Source organism: Bradyrhizobium sp. 138 (assembly GCF_023074075.1).
In the GTDB taxonomy this organism is placed as follows: Bacteria; Pseudomonadota; Alphaproteobacteria; order Rhizobiales; family Xanthobacteraceae; genus Bradyrhizobium.
Map to the genome: position 1 here is coordinate 131494 of NZ_JADPKT010000033.1, position 20392 is coordinate 151885.

General features: G+C 64.5%; 14 protein-coding genes and 1 pseudogene. 4 read left to right on the plus strand and 11 right to left on the minus strand.

Going from position 1 to position 20392, the window contains the following annotated elements; all coding sequences use genetic code 11:
* Positions 1-15: 15 nt before the first annotated feature.
* From IVA79_RS15950 to IVA79_RS15980, 7 genes are all read right to left on the minus strand, one after another.
* Positions 16-720 carry an ABC transporter ATP-binding protein gene (locus IVA79_RS15950; protein ID WP_247554228.1) on the minus strand — a complete coding sequence of 235 codons (705 nt, stop codon included), beginning with the start codon at positions 718-720 and terminating at the stop codon, positions 16-18.
* Complete coding sequence (locus tag IVA79_RS15955; RefSeq protein WP_247554231.1) at positions 717-1508, minus strand: ABC transporter ATP-binding protein; 792 nt, start codon at positions 1506-1508, stop codon at positions 717-719. The genes IVA79_RS15950 and IVA79_RS15955 overlap by 4 nt, the downstream gene beginning before the upstream one ends.
* Complete coding sequence (locus IVA79_RS15960; protein WP_247554232.1) at positions 1505-3394, minus strand: ABC transporter permease; 1890 nt, start codon at positions 3392-3394, stop codon at positions 1505-1507. The genes IVA79_RS15955 and IVA79_RS15960 overlap by 4 nt, the downstream gene beginning before the upstream one ends.
* Before the next feature lie 207 nt (positions 3395-3601).
* On the minus strand, positions 3602-4804 hold the full coding sequence (locus IVA79_RS15965; protein ID WP_247554233.1) for an ABC transporter substrate-binding protein: 1203 nt from the start codon (positions 4802-4804) through the stop codon (positions 3602-3604).
* Between the two features lie 33 nt (positions 4805-4837).
* A complete protein-coding gene (locus IVA79_RS15970; protein WP_247554235.1) occupies positions 4838-5422 on the minus strand; it encodes an amino acid synthesis family protein in 585 nt (194 codons plus the stop codon).
* 27 nt (positions 5423-5449) lie between these two features.
* Positions 5450-6346 carry a UPF0280 family protein gene (locus IVA79_RS15975; protein WP_247554238.1) on the minus strand — a complete coding sequence of 299 codons (897 nt, stop codon included), beginning with the start codon at positions 6344-6346 and terminating at the stop codon, positions 5450-5452.
* Positions 6343-7800: a 6-hydroxynicotinate reductase gene (locus IVA79_RS15980; RefSeq protein WP_247554240.1), complete on the minus strand. Its 1458-nt coding sequence runs from the start codon at positions 7798-7800 to the stop codon at positions 6343-6345. Before IVA79_RS15980 ends, IVA79_RS15975 begins: the two co-directional genes overlap by 4 nt.
* Positions 7801-8037: 237 nt before the next feature.
* Between IVA79_RS15980 and IVA79_RS15985 the strand changes: the two genes are divergently transcribed.
* Complete coding sequence (locus tag IVA79_RS15985; RefSeq protein ID WP_247554242.1) at positions 8038-8520, plus strand: (2Fe-2S)-binding protein; 483 nt, start codon at positions 8038-8040, stop codon at positions 8518-8520.
* On the plus strand, positions 8520-12044 hold the full coding sequence (locus tag IVA79_RS15990) for a molybdopterin cofactor-binding domain-containing protein (protein WP_247554244.1): 3525 nt from the start codon (positions 8520-8522) through the stop codon (positions 12042-12044). Before IVA79_RS15985 ends, IVA79_RS15990 begins: the two co-directional genes overlap by 1 nt.
* Here IVA79_RS15990 and IVA79_RS15995 read toward each other — a convergent pair.
* On the minus strand, positions 12041-13009 hold the full coding sequence (locus IVA79_RS15995) for a catechol 2,3-dioxygenase (RefSeq protein ID WP_247554245.1): 969 nt from the start codon (positions 13007-13009) through the stop codon (positions 12041-12043). The two genes, IVA79_RS15990 and IVA79_RS15995, sit on opposite strands and share 4 nt — an antisense overlap.
* A gap of 426 nt (positions 13010-13435) precedes the next feature.
* Here IVA79_RS15995 and IVA79_RS16000 point away from each other — a divergent pair, with 426 nt between their 5' ends.
* Positions 13436-15175, plus strand: a complete 1740-nt coding sequence (locus IVA79_RS16000; RefSeq protein ID WP_247554246.1) for a DUF87 domain-containing protein — start codon at positions 13436-13438, stop codon at positions 15173-15175.
* A 264-nt stretch (positions 15176-15439) separates the two neighbouring features.
* Positions 15440-15933 (plus strand): annotated as a pseudogene (locus IVA79_RS16005) (MgtC/SapB family protein).
* Positions 15934-16186: 253 nt separating this feature from the next.
* On the opposite strand, the gene IVA79_RS16010 reads toward IVA79_RS16005, so the two are convergent.
* From IVA79_RS16010 to IVA79_RS16020, 3 genes are all read right to left on the minus strand, one after another.
* Positions 16187-17332 (minus strand): PepSY-associated TM helix domain-containing protein, encoded by a 1146-nt coding sequence (locus IVA79_RS16010; RefSeq protein WP_247554248.1) that lies wholly within the window; start codon positions 17330-17332, stop codon positions 16187-16189.
* A gap of 5 nt (positions 17333-17337) precedes the next feature.
* Positions 17338-19302: a TonB-dependent siderophore receptor gene (locus IVA79_RS16015; protein ID WP_247554730.1), complete on the minus strand. Its 1965-nt coding sequence runs from the start codon at positions 19300-19302 to the stop codon at positions 17338-17340.
* A 423-nt stretch (positions 19303-19725) separates the two neighbouring features.
* Positions 19726-20007 carry a hypothetical protein gene (locus tag IVA79_RS16020; RefSeq protein WP_247554250.1) on the minus strand — a complete coding sequence of 94 codons (282 nt, stop codon included), beginning with the start codon at positions 20005-20007 and terminating at the stop codon, positions 19726-19728.
* Positions 20008-20392: the final 385 nt, after the last annotated feature.

A 20392-nucleotide genomic window follows, 5' to 3' on the forward strand; every position in this document is an offset into this window, starting at 1 on the left:
CCCTTCCCTTTGCCCTCACAACGACAGATGCGCGTCGCGGATATCAGGACGCGCGTCGAGTTCGGCCATGGTGCCGCCGAAGCAGATGCGGCCGCGCTCGATGATGTAGGCGCGATCCGAGATCAGCCGCGCGAAATGCAGATTCTGCTCGGAGACGACGATGCTGACGCCTTCCTTCTTCATGGTCAGGATGGCCTCGACCATCTGCTCCACGATCTTCGGCGACAGGCCTTCCGAGGGTTCATCCAGCAGCACCAGCGACGGATTGCCCATCAGCGTGCGCGCGATGGTGAGCATTTGCTGCTCGCCGCCGCTCATGCGGCCGCCGGGACGGTTCTTCATCTCGCCCAGATTCGGAAACAGCGCGAACAGCTTTTCGCGGGTCCAGTGCGGTGCATTCGGACGCTTCGGCTGGCGGCCGACTTCGAGGTTTTCCTCCACCGTCAGGTCGGTGAAGATGCGCCGCTCCTCGGGCACATAGCCGAGCCCCTCGCGCACGATCTCATGGGTCGGCTTCGCCGAGACGTCCTTGCCCTCGAACATGATGCGGCCGGTTCGCTGCGCGACGAGGCCGACGATGGAGCGGAACGTCGTCGACTTGCCGGCGCCGTTGCGGCCGAGCAGCGCCACCACCTCGCCCTCGCCGACCTCGAAGCCGATGTCGAACAGGATATGCGCCGGACCGTAATGGCTGTTGAGCCCCTCGACCGTCAGCTTCATGCCGATGCTCCATCGCGGTGGCGGGCATCGTAGACGAGGCCTTCGCCGAGATAGACCGCCTGCACCTGCGGATTGCCGCGCACCTCGGCCGGCGAGCCCTCGGCGATCAGCGCGCCGCGGTTGAGCACGATGATGCGGTCGGCATGCTCGAACACCACGTCCATGTCGTGCTCGGTGAAGAGCACCCCGATCGACTTTTCGCGCGCGATCTGCGCGGTGAGCCGCATCAGATCGACGCGCTCGCGCGGCGCCATGCCGGCGGTCGGCTCGTCCATCAGGAGCAGCTTCGGCTGGTTGGCGAGCGCCACCGCAAGCTCGAGCCGCTTGAGGTCACCATAGGCGAGCTCGCCGCAGGGCCGATCAGCGTAGCCGCCCATGCCGACGAGTTCGAGCAGCCGGCCGGCCTCGCCGCGATCGAACTTCGGCGCCGAGCCGAACAGGTTGAACAACTGCTTGCCGTGCGAGATCAGCGCCACCTGCACGTTCTCGCGCACGGTCATGGTGGCGAAAGTCGCGGTGATCTGGAAGGTGCGCCCGACGCCGAGCCGCCAAACCTCGCGCGGCTTCCTGCCCGTGATCTCTTCGCCGAGCAGGCGGACATGACCGGTGTCAGGCTTGTTCTGGCCGTTGAGCATGTCGAAACAGGTGCTTTTTCCCGCACCATTCGGCCCGATCAGCGCCAATATCTCGCCGGCGCGCAGCGAGAACGACACGCCGCGCACGGCGTGGATGCCGCCATAGGATTTGGTCAGGCCTTCGACGGCGAGAAGTGGGGGTGCAACGCTCATTCGGCGGACTCGATCGGCTTGGCGAGCAAGGGGGATCCGGGCGGCGATGCTTTCTTGCGGCGCTGCGCCAGCATCTCCAGCATGCCGACGATGCCCTTGGGGAAGACGACGACGATCAGCATGATGAAGCCGCCAAGCACGAGCTTCGACAGATCGGTCTGACTGACCAGCCAGATGTTCAAAGCCTTGTAGACGATGGCGCCGATCACCGCGCCCGACACCGTTTCGACGCCCCCGAGCAGCACCATGACCAGCGCATCGACCGAAAGCGAAATGCCGAGATTATCCGGGAAGACGCTGCCCTTGAGGTAGGCGAACAGCGCGCCGCCGATGCCGGCGGTCGTGCCGGCGATCACGAAGGCGGTCCATTGGATGCGCTTGGCGTCGATGCCGATCGCTTCGCTGCGCAGAAGTGAATCGCGCGTGGCACGAAGCGCATAGCCGAACGGCGAGAACACCATGGCCCGCAGCGCGATGGTCACCAGCGCCGCAATGCCGAGCGCCAGCCAATAGAAGTGCGACGGACTCGCCGCCCAGCTCGGAGGCCACACGCCCAATATGCCGTTGTCACCGCCAGTGACGCTCACCCATTGGAACGCGATCGACCAGACGATCTGTGCAAAGGCCAGCGTCAGCATCGCGAAGTAGACGCCGGAGAGCTGCACGGCGAAGAAGCCGAACACGGCCGCGCCCATGCAGCCGAGCAGCGGGCCGAGCAGCAGGCAGACGATCATCGGCAGCCCCGCCATCTTGGCAAGGAAGGCGATGCCATAGGCACCGAGGCCGAAATAAGCGGCGTGGCCGAAAGACGCGAGCCCGCCGACCGACATCAGGAAGTGCAGGCTGACGGCGAAGATGACGAAGATCGCGATCTCCGAGCCGACGGTGAGCAGATAATTGCCTGCGAACAGCGGCAGCGTCGCTGCGATCACGAGCGCTGCAAGCGCGGCGAGCCGCTCGTTCGACGTCAACGGCCGCCATGGATTGACGGTGAGACCCGGCGTCTTGCGCGCGGGCGCCTCCGGTTTGCCGAACAGGCCCCAGGGCCGCACGATCAAAACCACCGCCATCACCAGGAACACCAGGATGATGGAAATCTTGGGGAAGATCAGGATGCCGAAGGCATTGAGCTCGGAGACAAGCACCGCCGCGACGAAGGCACCGACGATGCTGCCGAGGCCGCCGATCACGACGACGACGAAGACCTCGACGATGATCCGCAAATCCATGGCATGATGCACGGCATCGCGCGGGATCTGCAGCGCGCCGCCGAGCGCGGCCAGGAAAACACCGACCGCGAACACGGACGTGAACAGCCATTTCTGGTTGACGCCGAGGGCTGCAACCATGTCGCGGTCCTGCGTCGCGGCGCGCACCAGCACGCCCCAGCGCGTGCGCTGGAACAGCAGCCAGAGGATGCCCAGCACGACCGGTCCGAGCACGATCAGGAACAGGTCGTAGCTCGGAATGTTCTGGCCGAAGAAATCGATGGCGCCCTTGAAGCCCGGCGCGCGGCGGCCGACGAGATCGTCAGGCCCCCAGATCAGGACGACGAGATCCTCGACCATCAAGGTCAGGCCGAAGGTCGCGAGCAGCTGGAACAATTCGGGCGCGTGATAGATGCGCCGGAGCAGTACCATCTCGACGATGACACCGATCAGCGCCACGGCCAGTGCCGCCAGCACGATGCCACCCCAGAAGCCGAACGCGCCGGACAGGCGCTCGGTCAGCGTGAAGGCGATGTAGGCGCCGATCATGTAGAAGGCGCCATGCGCGAAATTCACGATCCGCGTCACACCGAAGATGATCGACAGGCCCGAGGCCACCAGAAACAGCGACGCTGCGCTGGCGAGACCGGTCAGAAACTGTACGACATAAAAGGCCATCGGCGGTCCGGTTTGGGTGTTGCGTGACCTCCCGCTCGCGGGGAGAGGTCGTCGTAGCTTCGTAGGGTGGGTTCGCCCTGCGATTGCGCGAAGCGCGAGCGCTCGGCGTAACCCACCACCTTTATTTCTGCGGATGCCGAAAGAGGTGGGTTACGCCGGCGGCCTGCGCTACGCGCAGTCCGCAGGGCTAACCCACCGCAGCGGTGATCAATCCTTCGGCCGCAGCTTCTCGACCTCGGCATCGCCAGGCAGATAATCCGCCCCCTTCTTGTAGGAGGAGTCCACCATCACGCCCTTGCCGTCCTTCAGCGCGGTCTTGCCGACGAAGGCACCGAGCGTCGACTGGTGATCGATCTTGCGGAAAGTGATCTCGCCGAACGGTGACGGCACCGAGAGGCCTTCTGCCGCGGCAATCAGCTTCTCCGGATCGCTCGAGCCGGCCTTCGCCAGGATCGCAGCCGCCGATTTGATGGTTTGGTAGCCGACGATCGAGCCGAGACGCGGATAGTCGTTGTACTTGGCCTGGTAGGCCTTCAGGAATGCGTCATGCTCGGGCGTCTTGATCGAGTACCAGGGATAGCCGGTGACGATCCAGCCCTCGGGCGTCTCGTCCTTGAGCGGATCGAGATATTCGGGCTCGCCGGTCAGGAACGAAACCACCTCGCGCCCCTTGAACAGGCCGCGGGTGTTGCCTTCGCGCACGAGCTTGACGAGGTCCGCGCCGAACGTGACGTTGAGGATGGCTTCCGGGTTGGCGGCGGCAACCGCCTGCACCACCGGACCTGCGTCGATCTTGCCCTGCGGCGGCCATTGCTCGTCGACCCACTGGATATCAGGACGCTTCTCCGACATCAGCTTCTTGAACACGGCGACTGCCGACTGGCCGTATTCATAGTTCGGCGCGATCGTCGCCCAGCGTTTGGCCGGCAGCTTGCTAGCAGCCTCCACAAGCATCGCCGCCTGCATGTAGTTCGAGGGACGCAGGCGGAAGGTGTATTTGTTGCCCTTGGACCAGGTGATGGCGTCCGTCAGCGGTTCCGCTGCGAGGAAGAACACCTTCTTCTGGTTTGCGAAGTCGCTGACCGCAAGGCCGATATTCGACAGGAAGGTGCCGGCGAGCATCGCAACGCCCTCGCTCGACACGAGCTCATTGGCCGCGGTCTGCGCGTCCGCGGGCTTGCCGCCGTCGTCCTTGGAGACGACGACCAGCTTCTTGCCGTTGATGCCGCCGGCCGCGTTGACCTCCTCGACGGCGAGCTGCCATCCCTTCCGGTAGGGCTCGGTGAAGGCCGGCAGCAGCGAGTAGCTGTTGATCTCGCCGATCTTGATGTCCTGCGCCATGGCCGAATGGGCCATGCCGCCTGCCAGAAGCGCGAAGGCCGCGCCGACGAAGTAATTTCCTGCTCGCATCCCAACCTCCAGTTTTGAACTCGCTTGCGTCTTCTATCTCAGACCGTCTTCGCCCTTGATCTCCGCAACCGTCAGCCCGCCGACGCGCGGCAGCGGCCGGCCACTGTCGGTGACGGCGACCGCAACCATGATCTCGTTGGCGCGCGGCGCGTCGTTGATCTGAACTTCCATGCCGTCGAAATGGCTGCGCACGAAGGCGGCGTCCTTATGCCCTAGCGGAATGTCCAGCGTCGTGCCCGGACCGCTGCGCTTTTTCGACGATGGAATCAGCGCCGCGCCCTTGCTCAGGACTTTACGCACCGGCGCGCCCATCTTCGGATGAAGGATCGCCGCCGCATGCTCCAATTCGCCGTTCTCGCCGACGGCTGCAGCCTTGCCATAGCTTTGCGCCTTGGCGCCATCGATGCCGAGCGCCGCCACTGCGCGCTTCGACAAGAGCTCGCCCAGCTCCTCACCGATCGCGATCAGCGGCGAAAGGTCTTCGACATATCTTCCAGCAAATGGATTTTCGATCACGGCGATCGCCGCGGCGCGCCGGGTCGGCGGCGAGACTTGCCGGCCCATCTCCATCTGCGTCTCTTCGACGACGGTGACGATCTTGCGGATGATCGCGCTCATGATTGTGTCCTTAAGGCTGTTCCCGGCTCAGGCATGAACCGCGGTCTCCAGCTGACGCGGGCGCGCTTCCTGCCGTTCAATATCTTTCGGTCCGATGACAAGCATATCACCACAAAGCTGCAGCACGGCACCCTCGATCAATCCGCGGTCGAACAATCGGCGTGCACATTCCGCGCCAGATTCGAGAGCAGCGGCGATCTCGTTCTGTGACAATTCACCGACGTGTCGGGTCACAAGGCGCGCGCCGAGATCGCTATCGGGCTGAAGCTCGCTGGCCGGCTGCCGGATGATGGCAGGATGTCCCGGCAGATCCACGGCATTGGCGATGACCGTCGCCGCCGCATCGGCTTGCGATGCCGTTGCGGCCAGCACCGTCACCGCGTCGGCGATCCCGAGCGAAAAGCTGCGGCCATGGCGCCCGCTGGTGGCGATGCCCCGCACCGGGTCATCCGCATCGATCCTCATCGTCCGCATCACGCCGTCACGGTCGGGCCGATCCATCAGCCCAATCGAAAAGTGCTCGCTCCCGCCGAGATGAAGGGCGATGTCGCCGCCATTGTTGACATAGGCCTGATCGAGCGTCGCGGCGCCCAGCATTGCGCCGAGGATCTCCTCCGCCACACTGCCGGCAACCGCGGCCATCGGCGTGATGAAGCAATCGGCGACAAAAGGCGCGACCGCGGCGTGCATCCGGCGCGCCACCACGCCCTTCAGCGACGTCCGCTCCCCGGCTGCCATCCGCAGCTCCGGCAATTCCGCGCAGAGCTCGTCAAGCAACCCGGTGAACCGTCGGGCCGCGGCTTCGTAGGCCGCACGCACCGCATCCGCGCGCCCCCTCGCCTCAATGACCAGATCAATCGGTCCATCCTGCAAATGCAGCCGCCGGCCCTCAGACAGCAATGCGATTTGCGGGAGCCGCGTCATGTTCGATGTCCCGGAATCGGGTTTTGCCAGGGCAATTGCCTGACATCGTCGCCGCCCCTCACCTCGGACAGCGGCTTCACGTAATCCATGTGACCGCCGAGCGCGGCATAGTCCGACAGCTTCATCGTGAACTCGATCGGCGCGACCAGTGCTGGCGTCGGCACGTAGCCGAATGCACCCGCCGGCATCTGCATCACATCGACCATGTAGGTGATGCCGCCTCCGGGCCAGACATAGACCGGCGCGCCGCCGCTGGTGACGCGCGTCAGTGCATCCTTCACCGAGCGCGTCAGCCGCACCGGATTGTCGGTCACGCCCGCCCGCAGCGAGCCGCCGGCGCCGGCCATGAACAGCACCGTGCACAGCGCCGGTTCACAATTCTCCTGGATGCGCTCGACCGAGAATTTTAGTTCGGCGGGCATCTCGGTCTCGACCGGCCTCAACGCCTCGTCGAGCACGTAATAGGACGAGTGCTCGCCGGTGGTGGAAACCATCAGCATGGTCAGGCCCGGCTTTGCTTCCTTGGCATCGAACGGCCCGAGGATCGCCAGCGGATCGGAAATGTTGGTGCCGCCCCACCCGGTGCCGGGATCAGCGACCTGGAAATAGCGGCCGGGCGTCGAGCGCCGGCCTTTCATCTTGATCCCGGTGTCGGCGATGTCGAGCAGCTTGCCGGCCTGATGCTCGCTCAGCACCCCGGTGATGTGGTCGTCGACCACGACGACCTCGTCGACCTTGCCGTGCCATTGTTTTGCGAACATGCCGATCGTCGCCGAGCCGCAGCCGACGCGCATGCGCTCTTCTTTCACCCCATTGACGATGGGCGGCTGGCCGGCCTGCACCACCACGCTCGCACCGCCGTCAATGGTGAGCTCCACGGCCTTGCAATTGGCGAGGTCCATCAGCGTGTCGCAGGTGACGCGGCCCTCTTTCTTGGAGCCGCCGGTCAGATGATGCACGCCGCCGAGCGACAGCATCTGCGAGCCGTATTCGCTGGTGGTGACGTGGCCGACCGCCTCACCCTGAGCGCGCACCGTCGCGGTTTCGGGGCCGAGATAGCGGTCGGTGTCGATCTTCACCTTGATGCCGCAATAGGAGAAGATGCCCTCGGTGACGACAGTCACCATGTCGACGCCCTCGACCTCAGCGGAGACGATGAAGGGCGCCGGCTTGTAATCGGGATAGGTCGTGCCTGCGCCGATCGCGGTCACGAAGGTCGAGGGCTCGTGGACGATCTTGCCGTCCCAATCTTCCGTGCGGCTGAACGGAACCAGCTTGCCGCCATGTGAGACCGTGCGCTCCAGGATCACATGCGGATCGACGCGAACGAGCTTGCCCTCGTGATTGGCGTAGCGGTCACAGGCCCCCGCCGCGCCCGGCTTGATGTAGCACATCACCGGACAAGCATCGCAGCGGATCTTGTCGATGGCGGCGCTCGTCGTTTCAGTCACCATATCGGAGCCAGCGGCTGCGGTTATCATTCGTATACGAACGATGGTGCGCGCGCTCCGGATGGCTGTCAAGCGGCGGTGCGGCGCAAAACATGCGGCTGCCGCATAAAACCTCATTTGCCCATCCGCTCTGTCCACAAAGAAGGCAATCGCGCTGCAGTGCGGCATGCACGGCTTGCACGTTTGTGTACAAACGGTATCGTCGCGATGTCGAATTTTATACGGGCTTGGGACCTGAGGATGACGCAGACACCGATCCGCCTCACCGTAAACGGCAGGGTCCACGAGATCGCCGCGGCGCCAGAGACGCCGCTGCTCTACGTGCTGCGCAACGATCTCGCGCTCAACGGCCCGAAATACGGCTGCGGTCTTGGTGAATGCGGCACCTGCACTGTCCTGATCGACGGGGCCGCGGCACGCTCCTGCGTGATTCCCGTCAGCGGTTGCGCCGGGCGCGACATCGTGACGCTCGAAGGGCTCGGCACGCGCGACAAGCCCGATGTGGTGCAGCAGGCTTTCATCGATGAGCAGGCCGCGCAATGCGGCTACTGTCTCAACGGCATGATCATGACCACCAAGGCGCTGCTCGCGATCAACCCGCGGCCGACCGAACAGGAGGCGCTGGCGGCGCTGCGCTACAATCTCTGCCGCTGCGGCACCCACGTCGAAATTCTGCGCGCCGTGATGCGCGCGTCCAGCCAGCTCACCGAGGCCGTGGATTGATGGCCTCCCCTGTCCCTGATGGAGCTGAGCGCCAATCCGGCTCGCTCGTCGTCGTCCGCACCGTCGACGAGGTCACCTCCGAGACCTTCGTGCGGATCACCGCGGACGGTTCGGTCACAGCCTATAACGGCCATGTCGATCTCGGCACCGGCATCCGCACCGCGCTCGGCCAGATCGTCGCCGAAGAGTTGGATGTATCCTTTGCGCGCGTCGTGGTCGTGCTCGGCGACACCTCTGTCGTGCCGAACCAGGGCGCGACGATCGCGAGCGAAACCATCCAGATCACCGCCGTCCCCTTGCGCAAGGCGGCAGCGCAGGCGCGTCATTTCTTGATCGCGCGCGCGGCGGAGCGGCTGGAGCGGCCGGAGGCCGATCTCAGGATTGAGGAAGGCCTCGTGCGCGGGCACGACAATCGCAGCGTCAGCTATGGCGAACTGATCGGCGGCGAAGAGATCAAGCTCGAGCTTGCCGACGACGTCACCGTCAAGGCGGTCGGCGATTATGCCATCGTCGGCCAGTCGGTGCCCCGCGTCGACCTGCCCGCCAAGGCCACGGCCGAGCTGACTTTTGTGCACGACATCCGCGTATCAGGCATGCTGCACGGTCGCGTGGTGCGCCCACCCTATGCCGGCGTCGATACAGGACCGTTTGTCGGCACCAGCCTGATCACGGTCGATGAATCCTCGGTGCGCGACGTCCCCGGAATCATCGCCGTGGTGCGCATCGGCGATTTCGTCGGTGTCGTCGCCGAGCGCGAGGAGAATGCGATCCGCGCGGCAGAGCAGCTCAAGGTCGCCTGGAAACCGACGCCCACCCTCACCGATCTTTCCGACGTCGAGACCGCGCTGCGCGCCAATCCATCGACGCCGCGCACGCTGATCGACAAGGGCGACGTCGATGCGGCGATCTCGGGCGCAACCAAACCGATGCAGCGCACTTACGTCTGGCCGTATCAGATGCATGCCTCGATCGGCCCATCCTGCGCGGTCGCGGATTTTCAGGACGGCAATATCCGGGTCTGGTCGGGCACGCAGAACCCGCACGTGCTGCGCAGCGACCTTGCCCTGCTGATCGAGCGCCCCGAGAGCGAGATCGAGGTCATCCGCCTGGAGGCCGCGGGCTGCTACGGCCGCAACTGCGCCGACGACGTCACAGCCGATGCATTGCTGCTGTCGCGCGCCGTCGGCCGCCCCGTGCGCGTGCAGCTGACCCGTGAGCAGGAGCATGCCTGGGAGCCGAAGGGCACGGCGCAGCTCATCGACGTCAATGGCGGGCTGAATGCGGATGGCGGCATCGCCGCTTACGACCTCGCCACGCGCTATCCCTCGAATGCCGCACCGACGCTGGCGCTGCTGCTCACCGGCCGTATCTCGCCCGATCCCGCGGTGCTTCAGATGGGCGACCGCACCGCGATCCCGCCTTATGACTACGATCACATGCGCGTCGTCGCCCACGACATGGCGCCGATCGTGCGCGCCTCCTGGTTTCGCGGCGTCTCGGCACTGCCGAACACGTTTGCGCACGAATCCTACATCGACGAGGCCGCGACCGAGGCCGGCGTCGACCCGATCGAATATCGCCTGCGTTACCTGAAAGACCAGCGCGCGGTCGACCTCGTCCATGCCGTTGCCGAGCGCGCCGGCTGGACGCCACGCCCGGTTCGCGAGGAGAAAGACGGTGAGGTCGTGCACGGCCGCGGCTTTGCCTATGCGCTCTACGTCCACAGCAAGTTTCCCGGCTATGGCGCGGCGTGGTCGGCGTGGGTCGCCGACGTCGCTGTGAACAAGTCGACCGGCGAGGTCAGCGTCACGCGGGTGGTTGCGGGCCAGGATTCCGGCCTGATGATCAATCCGGATGGCGTGCGCCACCAGATCCACGGCAACGTCATCCAGTCCACCAGCCGCGCGCTGATGGAGGAGGTCACCTTCGAGCGCGGCGCGGTGGCGGCACGCGAATGGGGTGCCTATCCGATCATCCCCTTCGCCGACGTGCCCAAGATCGACGTGCTGATGCTGCCGCGTCAGGACCAGCCGCCGCTCGGCGTCGGCGAGTCCGCCTCGGTGCCGAGCGCGGCGGCGATCGCGAACGCGATCTTCGATGCCACCGGCGTGCGCTTTCGCGAGCCGCCGTTCACGCCCGAGCGCATCCTCAGAGGGTTGCACGGCGAAGCATCGCCGGTGCCGCAGGCCCTGCCCGCACCTGCTGCGCCAAAGCCGTCCCGCATCTGGGAGAATCCGCTCGCCAAGCGCGCCGGCATCTTCGCGGCGGTTGCGGCCGTCTGCACCGCTGCGATCGGCATCGGCGCCGCGCTGCTGCCCGGGCGCGCGATTGCGCCGATCGCACGTCCCGATGCATCCGTCTATTCCGCGGCAACCATCGCCCGCGGCCAGCAACTCGCGGCGCTCGGCAATTGCGCGGAGTGCCACACCACGATCGACGGCGTGCTCAACGCCGGCGGACGCGCGCTGGAGACGCCATTCGGCACGATCTATTCGACCAACATCACGCCCGACGTCGAGACCGGCATCGGCGCGTGGTCGTATCCCGCCTTCGAACGGGCGATGCGCGACGGGCTGCATCGCGACGGCCGCCAGCTCTACCCCGCCTTTCCCTACACGCACTTTTCAAAGACGGATGATGCCGACATGCAGGCGCTCTACGCCTATCTGATGGCGCAGCCTGCGGTGCGCGCGACGGTGCCCGCTAACACGCTCGCCTTCCCGTTCAATTTGCGGCCGCTGCTGGCCGGGTGGAATGCGCTGTTCCATCAGGCCAGGGAGTTCAAACCCGATCCGGCCAAATCCGAGCAATGGAATCGCGGCGCGTATCTGGTCGAGAGCCTCGGCCATTGCAGCGGCTGCCACTCGCCGCGCAATGCGCTCGGCGCCGAGCAGCGCCAATCCTATCTGGCCGGCGGCTTCGCCGAGGGCTGGGAAGCGCCGGCGCTGACCTCGGTCTCACATGCGCCGATCCCGTGGAGCGAGGACGAACTTTTCACTTATTTGCGCAGCGGCCATTCGCGCTATCACGGCGTCGCCGCCGGCCCGATGGCGCCGGTGGTCAGGGACCTCAAAGCCCTGCCCGATCAGGACATCCGCGCGATGGCGATCTATCTCAGCTCCTTCAACGACGCCTCGGCCGATGCGCCGGACGTGCTTGCGGCACGGCTCGAAAGCGCGACCCAAGTCACTGTCGCCCCGTCCACCGGCGCGCGCCTCTATCAGGGCGCCTGCGCCGTCTGCCACGAGGTCGGCGGCCTGCCGCTGTTCGGCACCAGGCCTTCGCTCGCGCTCAACAGCAATCTGCACAGCGCCAAGTCGGACAATCTCGTGCAGATCATTCTGCACGGCGTCACCGAGCCGGTGTCGAGCGATCTCGGCTACATGCCCGCCTTCAAGGGCAGCATGAGCGACGCGCAGGTCGAAGAACTCGTCACCTTCCTGCGCAGGCAGTTCGCACCGGACAAGCCGGCTTGGACCGGCGTCCGCGAGACGATCGCGCGGGCGCGCAATTCAGTCCACTAAGCGTGCTTCTTCCCGTCCACCGGCGGGGTGCCGTGGGTGTGGAACGACTCGATCGTCTTCAGGCCCCAGGCCTGGCCTTTCTTGCGCTCCTCCTCGGTCCACACGATCGGCTTCCAGTCGGGTGCGAGGATGAGGCGCGCGCCGGCATTGGCGACTTCGACGCGGTTGCCGCCGGGCTCGTAGACGTAGAGGAAGAAGGTCTGCTGGATCGCGTGCTTGTGCGGGCCGGTCTCGATGTGGATGCCGTTTTCCAGGAAGATGTCGGCGGCGCGAAGGATCTCCTCGCGGCTGTCGAGCGCGTAGGTGACGTGGTGGAAGCGGCCCGGCGTGCCGGAATGATCCAGCGAATAGGCAAAATCGTAGCTCTTGTTCGACATCGTCAGCCACATCGCCGCTTCCCGTCCGTCGTTGAGCACGATCTGCTCGGTAAGGCGGCAGCCGAGATAGTTCTCGAAGAACTCGCGGTTGGCCTTGATATCGACGGCGAGGCAATTGAGGTGATCGAGGCGGCGGACGTTGACACCGCGTGCGGGAAAGCGCTGCGCCTGGTTCTTCAGTGCGGGTTTCAGCTCGGGCGGCGCCTGGTACCATTCGGTCTCGTAATAGAGCTCGACGATGTGACCGTCGGGATCGTGGCAACGGAAGGTCGGCCCCTGCCCCATGTCGCCGTCGACCCAGCCGATGTCGAAGCCGGAGCCCTTCAGCGCGGCGACGCGCCGCTCCAGCGCCTGCTGGCTGCGCGCACGCAGCGCCATATGCTCCATGCCCGAGGTCTTCGACGCCGTCAGCTTGAGCGAATAGCGCTCGTAATCGTCCCAGCCGCGCAAGTAAACCGACTCGCCTTTCTGGCCGCTGACGGTCATGCCCATGACGTCGACGAAGAATTTCAGGCTCTCGTCGGGCTTCGGCGTCAGCAGCTCCATATGGCCGAGATGAGCGAGATCGAGGATCGGTTCGGGCTGCATGGTTTCCTCCAGGCACAGCTAGCGATCCGTCGGATCGCGCGATCGGGCTTAGGGCCGCAATGCGCCCTCTTGCCCGAAGGCGGCATGGAAGCCGCCGGCTCATTTGTACTAATGTACAAATGATTAGGTCTCGTCAACAAATCAAGCATCACGCTGAATATCGAATGGCGTCCCTGCTGGAAGTCCAATATCCTGGGAACGGCGGACTCACTGGCGGGATGGTAAAATATTGCTTAATTGCTCAACCTTCCAAGAATTGCAGCATTTTCCTGCCGTTTCCGCCCAAATGGATGCGATCGGAACAAACCTGACGGCCCAGTTGTCGCGGATTTAACGAAGCGGCCGCGCCTGCCGCTTAACCGTTTGTGCAGCGACGGCCGCGCATAGTCCGGGGCAAATCCCTCGCTCTTGCCAGGTTCATTGATCGTGACATCCTTTGGACGCGTGATTTCGGTTCGCGGATCGCTCGCCCGGGTCGGGCTGCTGGCGGAGAGCCAGATGCCGATCTCGGAAGTTAGGGCGACCGTCGGCCGCTTCGTCAGCATTCGCAGCGCCAGTTCAGTCATCGTCGCGATGATCACCGAGGTATCCTGCGAGAACCTGTCGAGCAGCGACAACTATATCGCGGTCGCCTCGGTCGACCTGCTCGGCGAGATCCTCAACGCCGCCGACAAGCCGAAATTCCAGCGCGGCGTCACCAACTATCCGACCATCGGGGATTCGGTCGATCTGATCACCAGCCAGGAGCTGCGCACGATCTACGCGCCGACCGGCTCGGACCAGATCAATGTCGGCTTTCTCCAGCAGGACCGGTCGGTCATCGCCTATGTCGATGTCGAGGAAATGCTGTCCAAGCATTTTGCGGTGCTGGGATCGACGGGCGTCGGCAAATCGACCGGCGTGTCACTGCTGCTCAACGAGATCCTGAAGGCGCGGCCGAACCTGCGCATCTTCCTGCTCGACGTGCACAACGAATATGGCCGCTGCTTCGGCGACCGCGCGCTGGTGCTCAACCCGCGAAATCTGAAGCTGCCGTTCTGGCTGTTCAACTTCGAGGAAATCGTCGACGTGCTGTTCGGCGGCCGCGCCGGCGTGCCGGAGGAGCTTGACATCCTCGCCGAGGTGATCCCGCTCGCCAAGGGCGTCTACACCCAGTACCAGAACGCCGACCGCATCGGCCTGAAGCGCATCGATCCCAAGCAGATCGGCTACACCGTCGACACGCCGGTGCCCTATCGCTTGGTCGACCTGATGTCGCTGATCGACGAGCGCATGGGCAAGCTGGAAAATCGCTCCTCGCGCATCATCTATCACAAGCTGATCTCGCGCATCGAGGCCGTGCGCAACGACCCGCGCTACGCCTTCATGTTCGACAACGCCAATGTCGGCGGCGACACCATGGCCGAGGTCATCAGCCATCTGTTCCGTCTCCCGGCGAACGGCAAGCCGATGACGGTGATGCAGCTCGCCGGCTTCCCGGCCGAGGTCATCGATTCCGTCGTCTCGGTGCTCTGCCGCATGGCCTTCGACTTCGGCCTGTGGAGCGACGGCGTCTCGCCGCTGCTGTTCGTGTGCGAGGAAGCGCATCGCTACGCTTCCGCCGACCGCAACATCGGCTTCGGGCCGACCCGCAAGGCGGTGTCGCGCATCGCCAAGGAAGGCCGCAAATACGGCGTCTATCTCGGTCTCATCACCCAGCGTCCGGCCGAGCTCGACGCCACCATCATCTCCCAGTGCAACACGCTGTTCACGATGCGGCTTGCCAACGAGCGCGACCAGGCGCTGCTCCGCGCGGCCGTGTCGGACGCCGCAGCGAACCTGCTCTCCTTCGTGCCTTCTCTCGGCACCCGTGAAGTGCTGGCCTTCGGCGAAGGCGTCGCGCTGCCGACGCGCTTGCGCTTCAAGGAGGTGCCGCCGCATCAATTGCCGCGCGGCGAAGCGACCATCTCGAGCGTACCGTCCGTCACCTCAGGCCACGACATGCATTTCGTCGGCGCCGTGCTCGAGCGCTGGCGCGGTGCCACCTCGCAGCGCGACGTGCCGAACGACCCGGTGTTCTCGGCCCCTCCGGCCAAGACGCTCTCCAACGTCGAGGCTCCGATGCTGCAGCCCTCGATGGGGCTTGATCCGGACCGCTTCTCGCTCTTGAAGAAGCCGCTGCGGTAAACCCCTCTCGTGTCCCGGACGCGCTGCAGCGTGAAACGCTGCTGCGCAGAGCGGAGACCCAGACGGCAACACGGTACATGTGGAGAGATGGGCCCTGGCTCTGCAGCGTACCGCTGACTGGACGATGCTTCGCATCGCCAGGGAAGCGCTGCGGTGCGTCCGGGGCACGAGACGCTACGGCGCCTCTGGAGCATCTAGCCCGCATCACCTATGTTTTGCCGGCTCTAAGCCCTCAAAGCCCGCGCACGAAGTGACGGACAAGACATGACCGAGCTGGACCGGCCCGAAATTCTGCTGCGCCTCGGACCGCGATGCTCGCCGGCGGCGCGATCGGCCTGAATCGCGACCTGCACGGCAAGCCGATCGGATTGAAGACGCTCGGCATCGTCGGGCTCTCCACCGCGACCGTGGTTCTGCTCGCACTGCAGCTTGCCGAACCGGCCAAGGTCGCCGACGCCGCCAGCCGTGTCATCCAGGGCATCCTCACCGGGATCGGCTTTCTCGGCGCTGGCGTCATCGTGCACGAGAGCACGGGGTTTCGCGTTCGCGGCCTGACCAGCGCCGCCTGCACGTTCCTGGCCGCCTGCCTCGGCATCGTTTGCGGCGCCGGACAATGGAAGATCGTCGTCGTCGCCTTGGCGCTGGCCTTCGTCCTGCTGACCATCGGCCACCGCCTCGAGCGCCGGCTGCACCGGATGCTTGGCGGCAAGGACGAGGTGCACGAGGCCGAAAGCAACCCCGAAGAGCAGCGCCCATAGCAACCCGTTCAATCGGTTGCGCCGTCAGTGCGAGCGACCTGCGCGATGCCAGTAAAACACCGCAAGCGCAACCGGCAACGACAACGCCAGCCACGACAGGCCATCCCAGATCCCATCGCCAACGAGCGCGAGACCCAGTCCCGCGGCGCAGACCAGGCCGACGAGGAGCGGAACCCGGAAGGCGTCCCAGGCGCTTCTGTGATTCCGGGCCCGGTTCGGAACGTTCGCCTTGGAAACGGAAGGGAGCATGGGACTAGACACCGATTGCCGCGGTCCGGCCTGCGTCGAGCGGCTTGCGGCGGACCGACGACCTCCTCCTTGCCGCCCAGAGATAGATTCCACTGACGAGGACGATGATCGTCATCACGTCCAGCAGCGCCCAGACGATCTTCAGCGGAAGCCCGCCATAATCGCCGAAATGCAGCGGGCGCGAGACTTGAAGCGTCGTCAGGTACCACGGCACTTCGGGCGCGACGATCGTCTTGCCGTCGTTGGCGTCGACCAGCATCGGCTGGAGCATGCGCGCCGTGAAGGGCGTCGCGCCCTTGGTCCAGACGACGAGGTGCTGCGGGCTGCCGAAGCGCGCCGCCGTCGGCATCGTCACCGAGGTGACCAGGCGATCCGGAAATCTTGCACGGACGAGTTCGACAGCGGCCTGAACCGAAGGGATCGGAGCCACAGGCTTACCCAGATGCGGCGCCAGCAACACGGGAATGAGCTGCGCCCGCCACAAATCGAACAGCGGCGTCGCCAGCGTGTTGATCATGCCGGTCAGGCCCACCACCATCGTCCAGGTCACAGTGGCGATGCCGAGGAGGTTATGGCTGTCGAGCCATTTGACGCGGGGCGACGATCGCCGGCGAATCGTACCGAAATCGAGCCGGCGCATGAACGGCCAATAGACCACGACACCGGATATGATCGACACGGCGAACACGAGCCCCATCGCCCCGAGAAACAATTCGCCGGGCAGCCCTGCGAACATGTCCTTGTGGATCCGCAATACGATATCCATGACACCCTGATGCGGCGCCTCCTCTCCGAGCACGTCCGCCGTGCGCGCATCGAGAGTGAGACGATGGAAGTTGCCCGGCGCCGGGACGGCGGTCGGAGAGACCGCGACCGTCACCAGCGGCTCGGTCTGCTTCAAATTGAGCAGCAGGACGTATTGTCCGGGAAAGCGCGCCTGGGCCGCCGCGATCATCCGATCGAGCGAGAGACGCGGCGTTCCTTCCGGCATGGCCGGCGCTTCAATTTCATCCTCGAGCAGATCGTCGATCTCGTCATGGAACACCAGCGGAAGCCCCGTCACGCACAGCATGAGCAGGAACAGCATGCACACCAGCGAAGTCCAGGTGTGAACGCGGGACCACAGGCGGATCGTGCGTGCTTGAACCATGGCCTCTACCAGCGATAGCTCACCGTGCCCGTGACGGTGCGCGGGCTGGTGTATTGGCAGCCGCCATTCGTTGTGCAAGCGAGGGTGACGCGGTCGGCGATGTTCTTCACGTTCAATGCCAGGTTCACGCCCTTGGGTTGGCGATAGTGCAGGCCGGCATCGAACACGACGTAACCCTCGTTGACGATGGTGTTGGCCGGATCGGCGAAGGTCGGCCCATTGTAGCGGACGCCGCCGCCAAGACCCCAGCCGTCGAAGGTGCCGCCCTGGACTGTGTAATCGACATAGGCCGACGCCATCTGGCGGGCCACGAGCGTCGGCACCTTCCCGAGATCGGCCCCGGTGCTCCGCGTCACCTTCACGTCCTGGTTGGTGTAGGTCGCCACGAGATTCAGCCCGGGCACGATCTGCGCCAGCGTCTCGAACTCGATGCCGCGCGAGTTCACCTCGCCGAGCTGGACGGAATAGCCGAGATTTACGGGATCGGACGTGAGCGAATTCTGCCGCGTCAAGTCGTACAGCGCCAAAGTCATCAGCAGCGTCCGCGACGGCTGGTACTTCACGCCGACTTCATGCTGCTGCGCCGTCGTCGGCTTGAACGGTTTCACCGCGACATCCGTACCCGGCGTCGGCAGGAACGATTCCGAATAGCTGTAATAGGGCGCCACTCCGGAATCGAACACGTAGGAGACCGCCCCGCGCTTTGTGAAGGCGGTGTCCTTGGTGTCGGTGGTCTTGTTGGTCAGCAAGGCATAGGTGTTCTGATCGGACGCGTCGTAGCGTCCGCCCAGTGTGAAGATCCAGTTCTGGATTTTCATCTGGTCCTGCACATAGACCCCGACCTGGTCGATCGTCTGGTTCGCCGAGGGGGTGGTGAGCAAAGTCGGATCCGCGATGGCCTGGTTGTAGACCGGATTGATCTTGCTGAGTGAAGGCGCATTTCCGGAATAGGTCCGGTCCGTCATGTTGAACGTCAAATAGTCGATGCCGGATACCACCGTATGCTGAAGCGGCCCCGTGCTGAACTTGCCGATCAGGTGGTTGTCGGTCGACAGCGTGTCGACCTGCTCCCGTATGCGCATTGCACGCCGCGGAAAGACCGTGGCCGTATCGAGCGGACTTCCGATGAACGTCAGATAGCGATAGTCGAGCTCGCTGTGGCCGTAGCGGGCTTTCGATTCGAAGATCAAATTGTTGCTGAAGCGATGCTCGAACTGGTAGCCGACACGCTCCTGCTCCTGGTCGAACTTGTTGTAGCTGGGATCACCGAGAAACAGCGGCAGCGCTGTGATACCTGTGATCTTTCCGCCGCTCAGATGAGCCACCGACAGTGGAAAGGCGTTGCCGGTCAGATCGTGGGTATAGTCGGCAAGAATGGTCAACGTCGTATCGTTGGTCGGCTTCCAGGTCACGGCCGGCGCAATATAGGTCCGGTTGTCCTTCACGAAATTCGAGAAATTGGCGATCTGCGCATCGGAATCCCTGAACACGCCGGTCAACCGGTAGAGCAACGTGCCATCCTTGGTCGCGGGACCGCCGACGTCGAATGCGCCCTGAAACCGGTCGTAATTGCCGAACTGACCGACGATCTCGCCGAAGGCACGCTCGGGCGGCCGCTTGCTGATGACGTGGACGAGGCCGCCCGGTGCGCCCTGCCCGTACATGACCGAGCTCGGTCCCTTGATGACGTCGATGCGTTCGAAGCCGTAGGGCTCGTTGCGGAACAGCGAGAAGAAAGCGGGATCGCCGACCTCTCGCAGTCCGTCGCGATAGGCGCCGTAGCCGTTGTTGTCGAAGCCTCGGATAAAAACGTTGTCGAACCGCGGGTCCTTGCCGCCCGGTTGCACCGCGAGACCCGCAACATATTGTAATCCTTCGGCGAGCGTCGTGACCGAGCGGGCGTCGAGCTGATCGCGGCTGACGACCGAGACGGATTGCGGTGTCTCGAGGATTGGTACGTCAGACTTCATCGCAGCCCAGCTGACGACGGGTACGAACCCCCTCACCGGGTCCGTCCCGCGTTCCGCAGCAACGGCAGCTGGTTGAGCGACGACCTGGGTCGCCTGTCGCGCCGCCCGCGAGCGCGCGCGTCCGGCGCCGGCAGATCGCGAGTTGCGCGGTGCCGTAACCTGGCGCTTGTTCGCGCCGCTTTGCTCGACCACGACAGGTGGAAGATCGGATGCTCCGCTCGTGCTCTGGGCATGCACGTTGCCGCCGAAGACGATGGCTGGGGGAAGCGCGAGAAGACCGCACAACATTGACACGCGCCCGCGCTTCGTTGCGCGTACGTCAAACACGAATTCCAGCATTCCCAGTCCCCGAATTTACGGGGACGACCATGCAGAGACTCCGAACGCACAATCAAAGTCTTTTGGACGTTCGCGCCGTAGAATCTATTTAGACTGGACCCGTTCTAATGAAATGACGTCAGCGTCTCGCGCTCGCCTTCCGCTGGCTGCATGAATTCCGGCGCTGACGATTTCACCGCCGCACTCGCCGTGTTCTGCCCTCACGTCTTCCGCCGCAGGCTCGAGACTTCCAGCCCCCACGATGGCCGTCACGAGCAGGACGGCGACGAAGGTCTGGATGATGGTGAAGTTCAGGGCATCACGCGCGACGAACAGCGCGGAGACCGCGCCGGCGATGATAAAGACGACGCGAAAGATGATGCTCATGATCAGGTCTCCGATCAGCACGACCTGGAGCCACCTCACCCCTGACATCGGGGCGCAACGCTCTTCGGCAGTCATGCAGGCAAACAGTACCGGCCAGCACCGGCACGGATTTGCGGCATGTCAAGCCGAGCCTGGGACGCGATGTCGCTGGCCCGCCGACCCCTTGCTTGCTTCAAAAGACAGATCGGCGATCAGTGTGGCCGGGCATGACGGGCGTGTGACTCGTATGCGAAAATGACGCCGCAGCAAGAAATAAAGTTCCCGCTCGACGGGAACCCAAGCGATTCCACAATCTCACACGTTTTATTAACGCTCTCGCCCCCTACTAGCGCAAACATCTCGGCACAACCTCCAAAATCTCCGTCCAGACCACGGGCGGAGACGC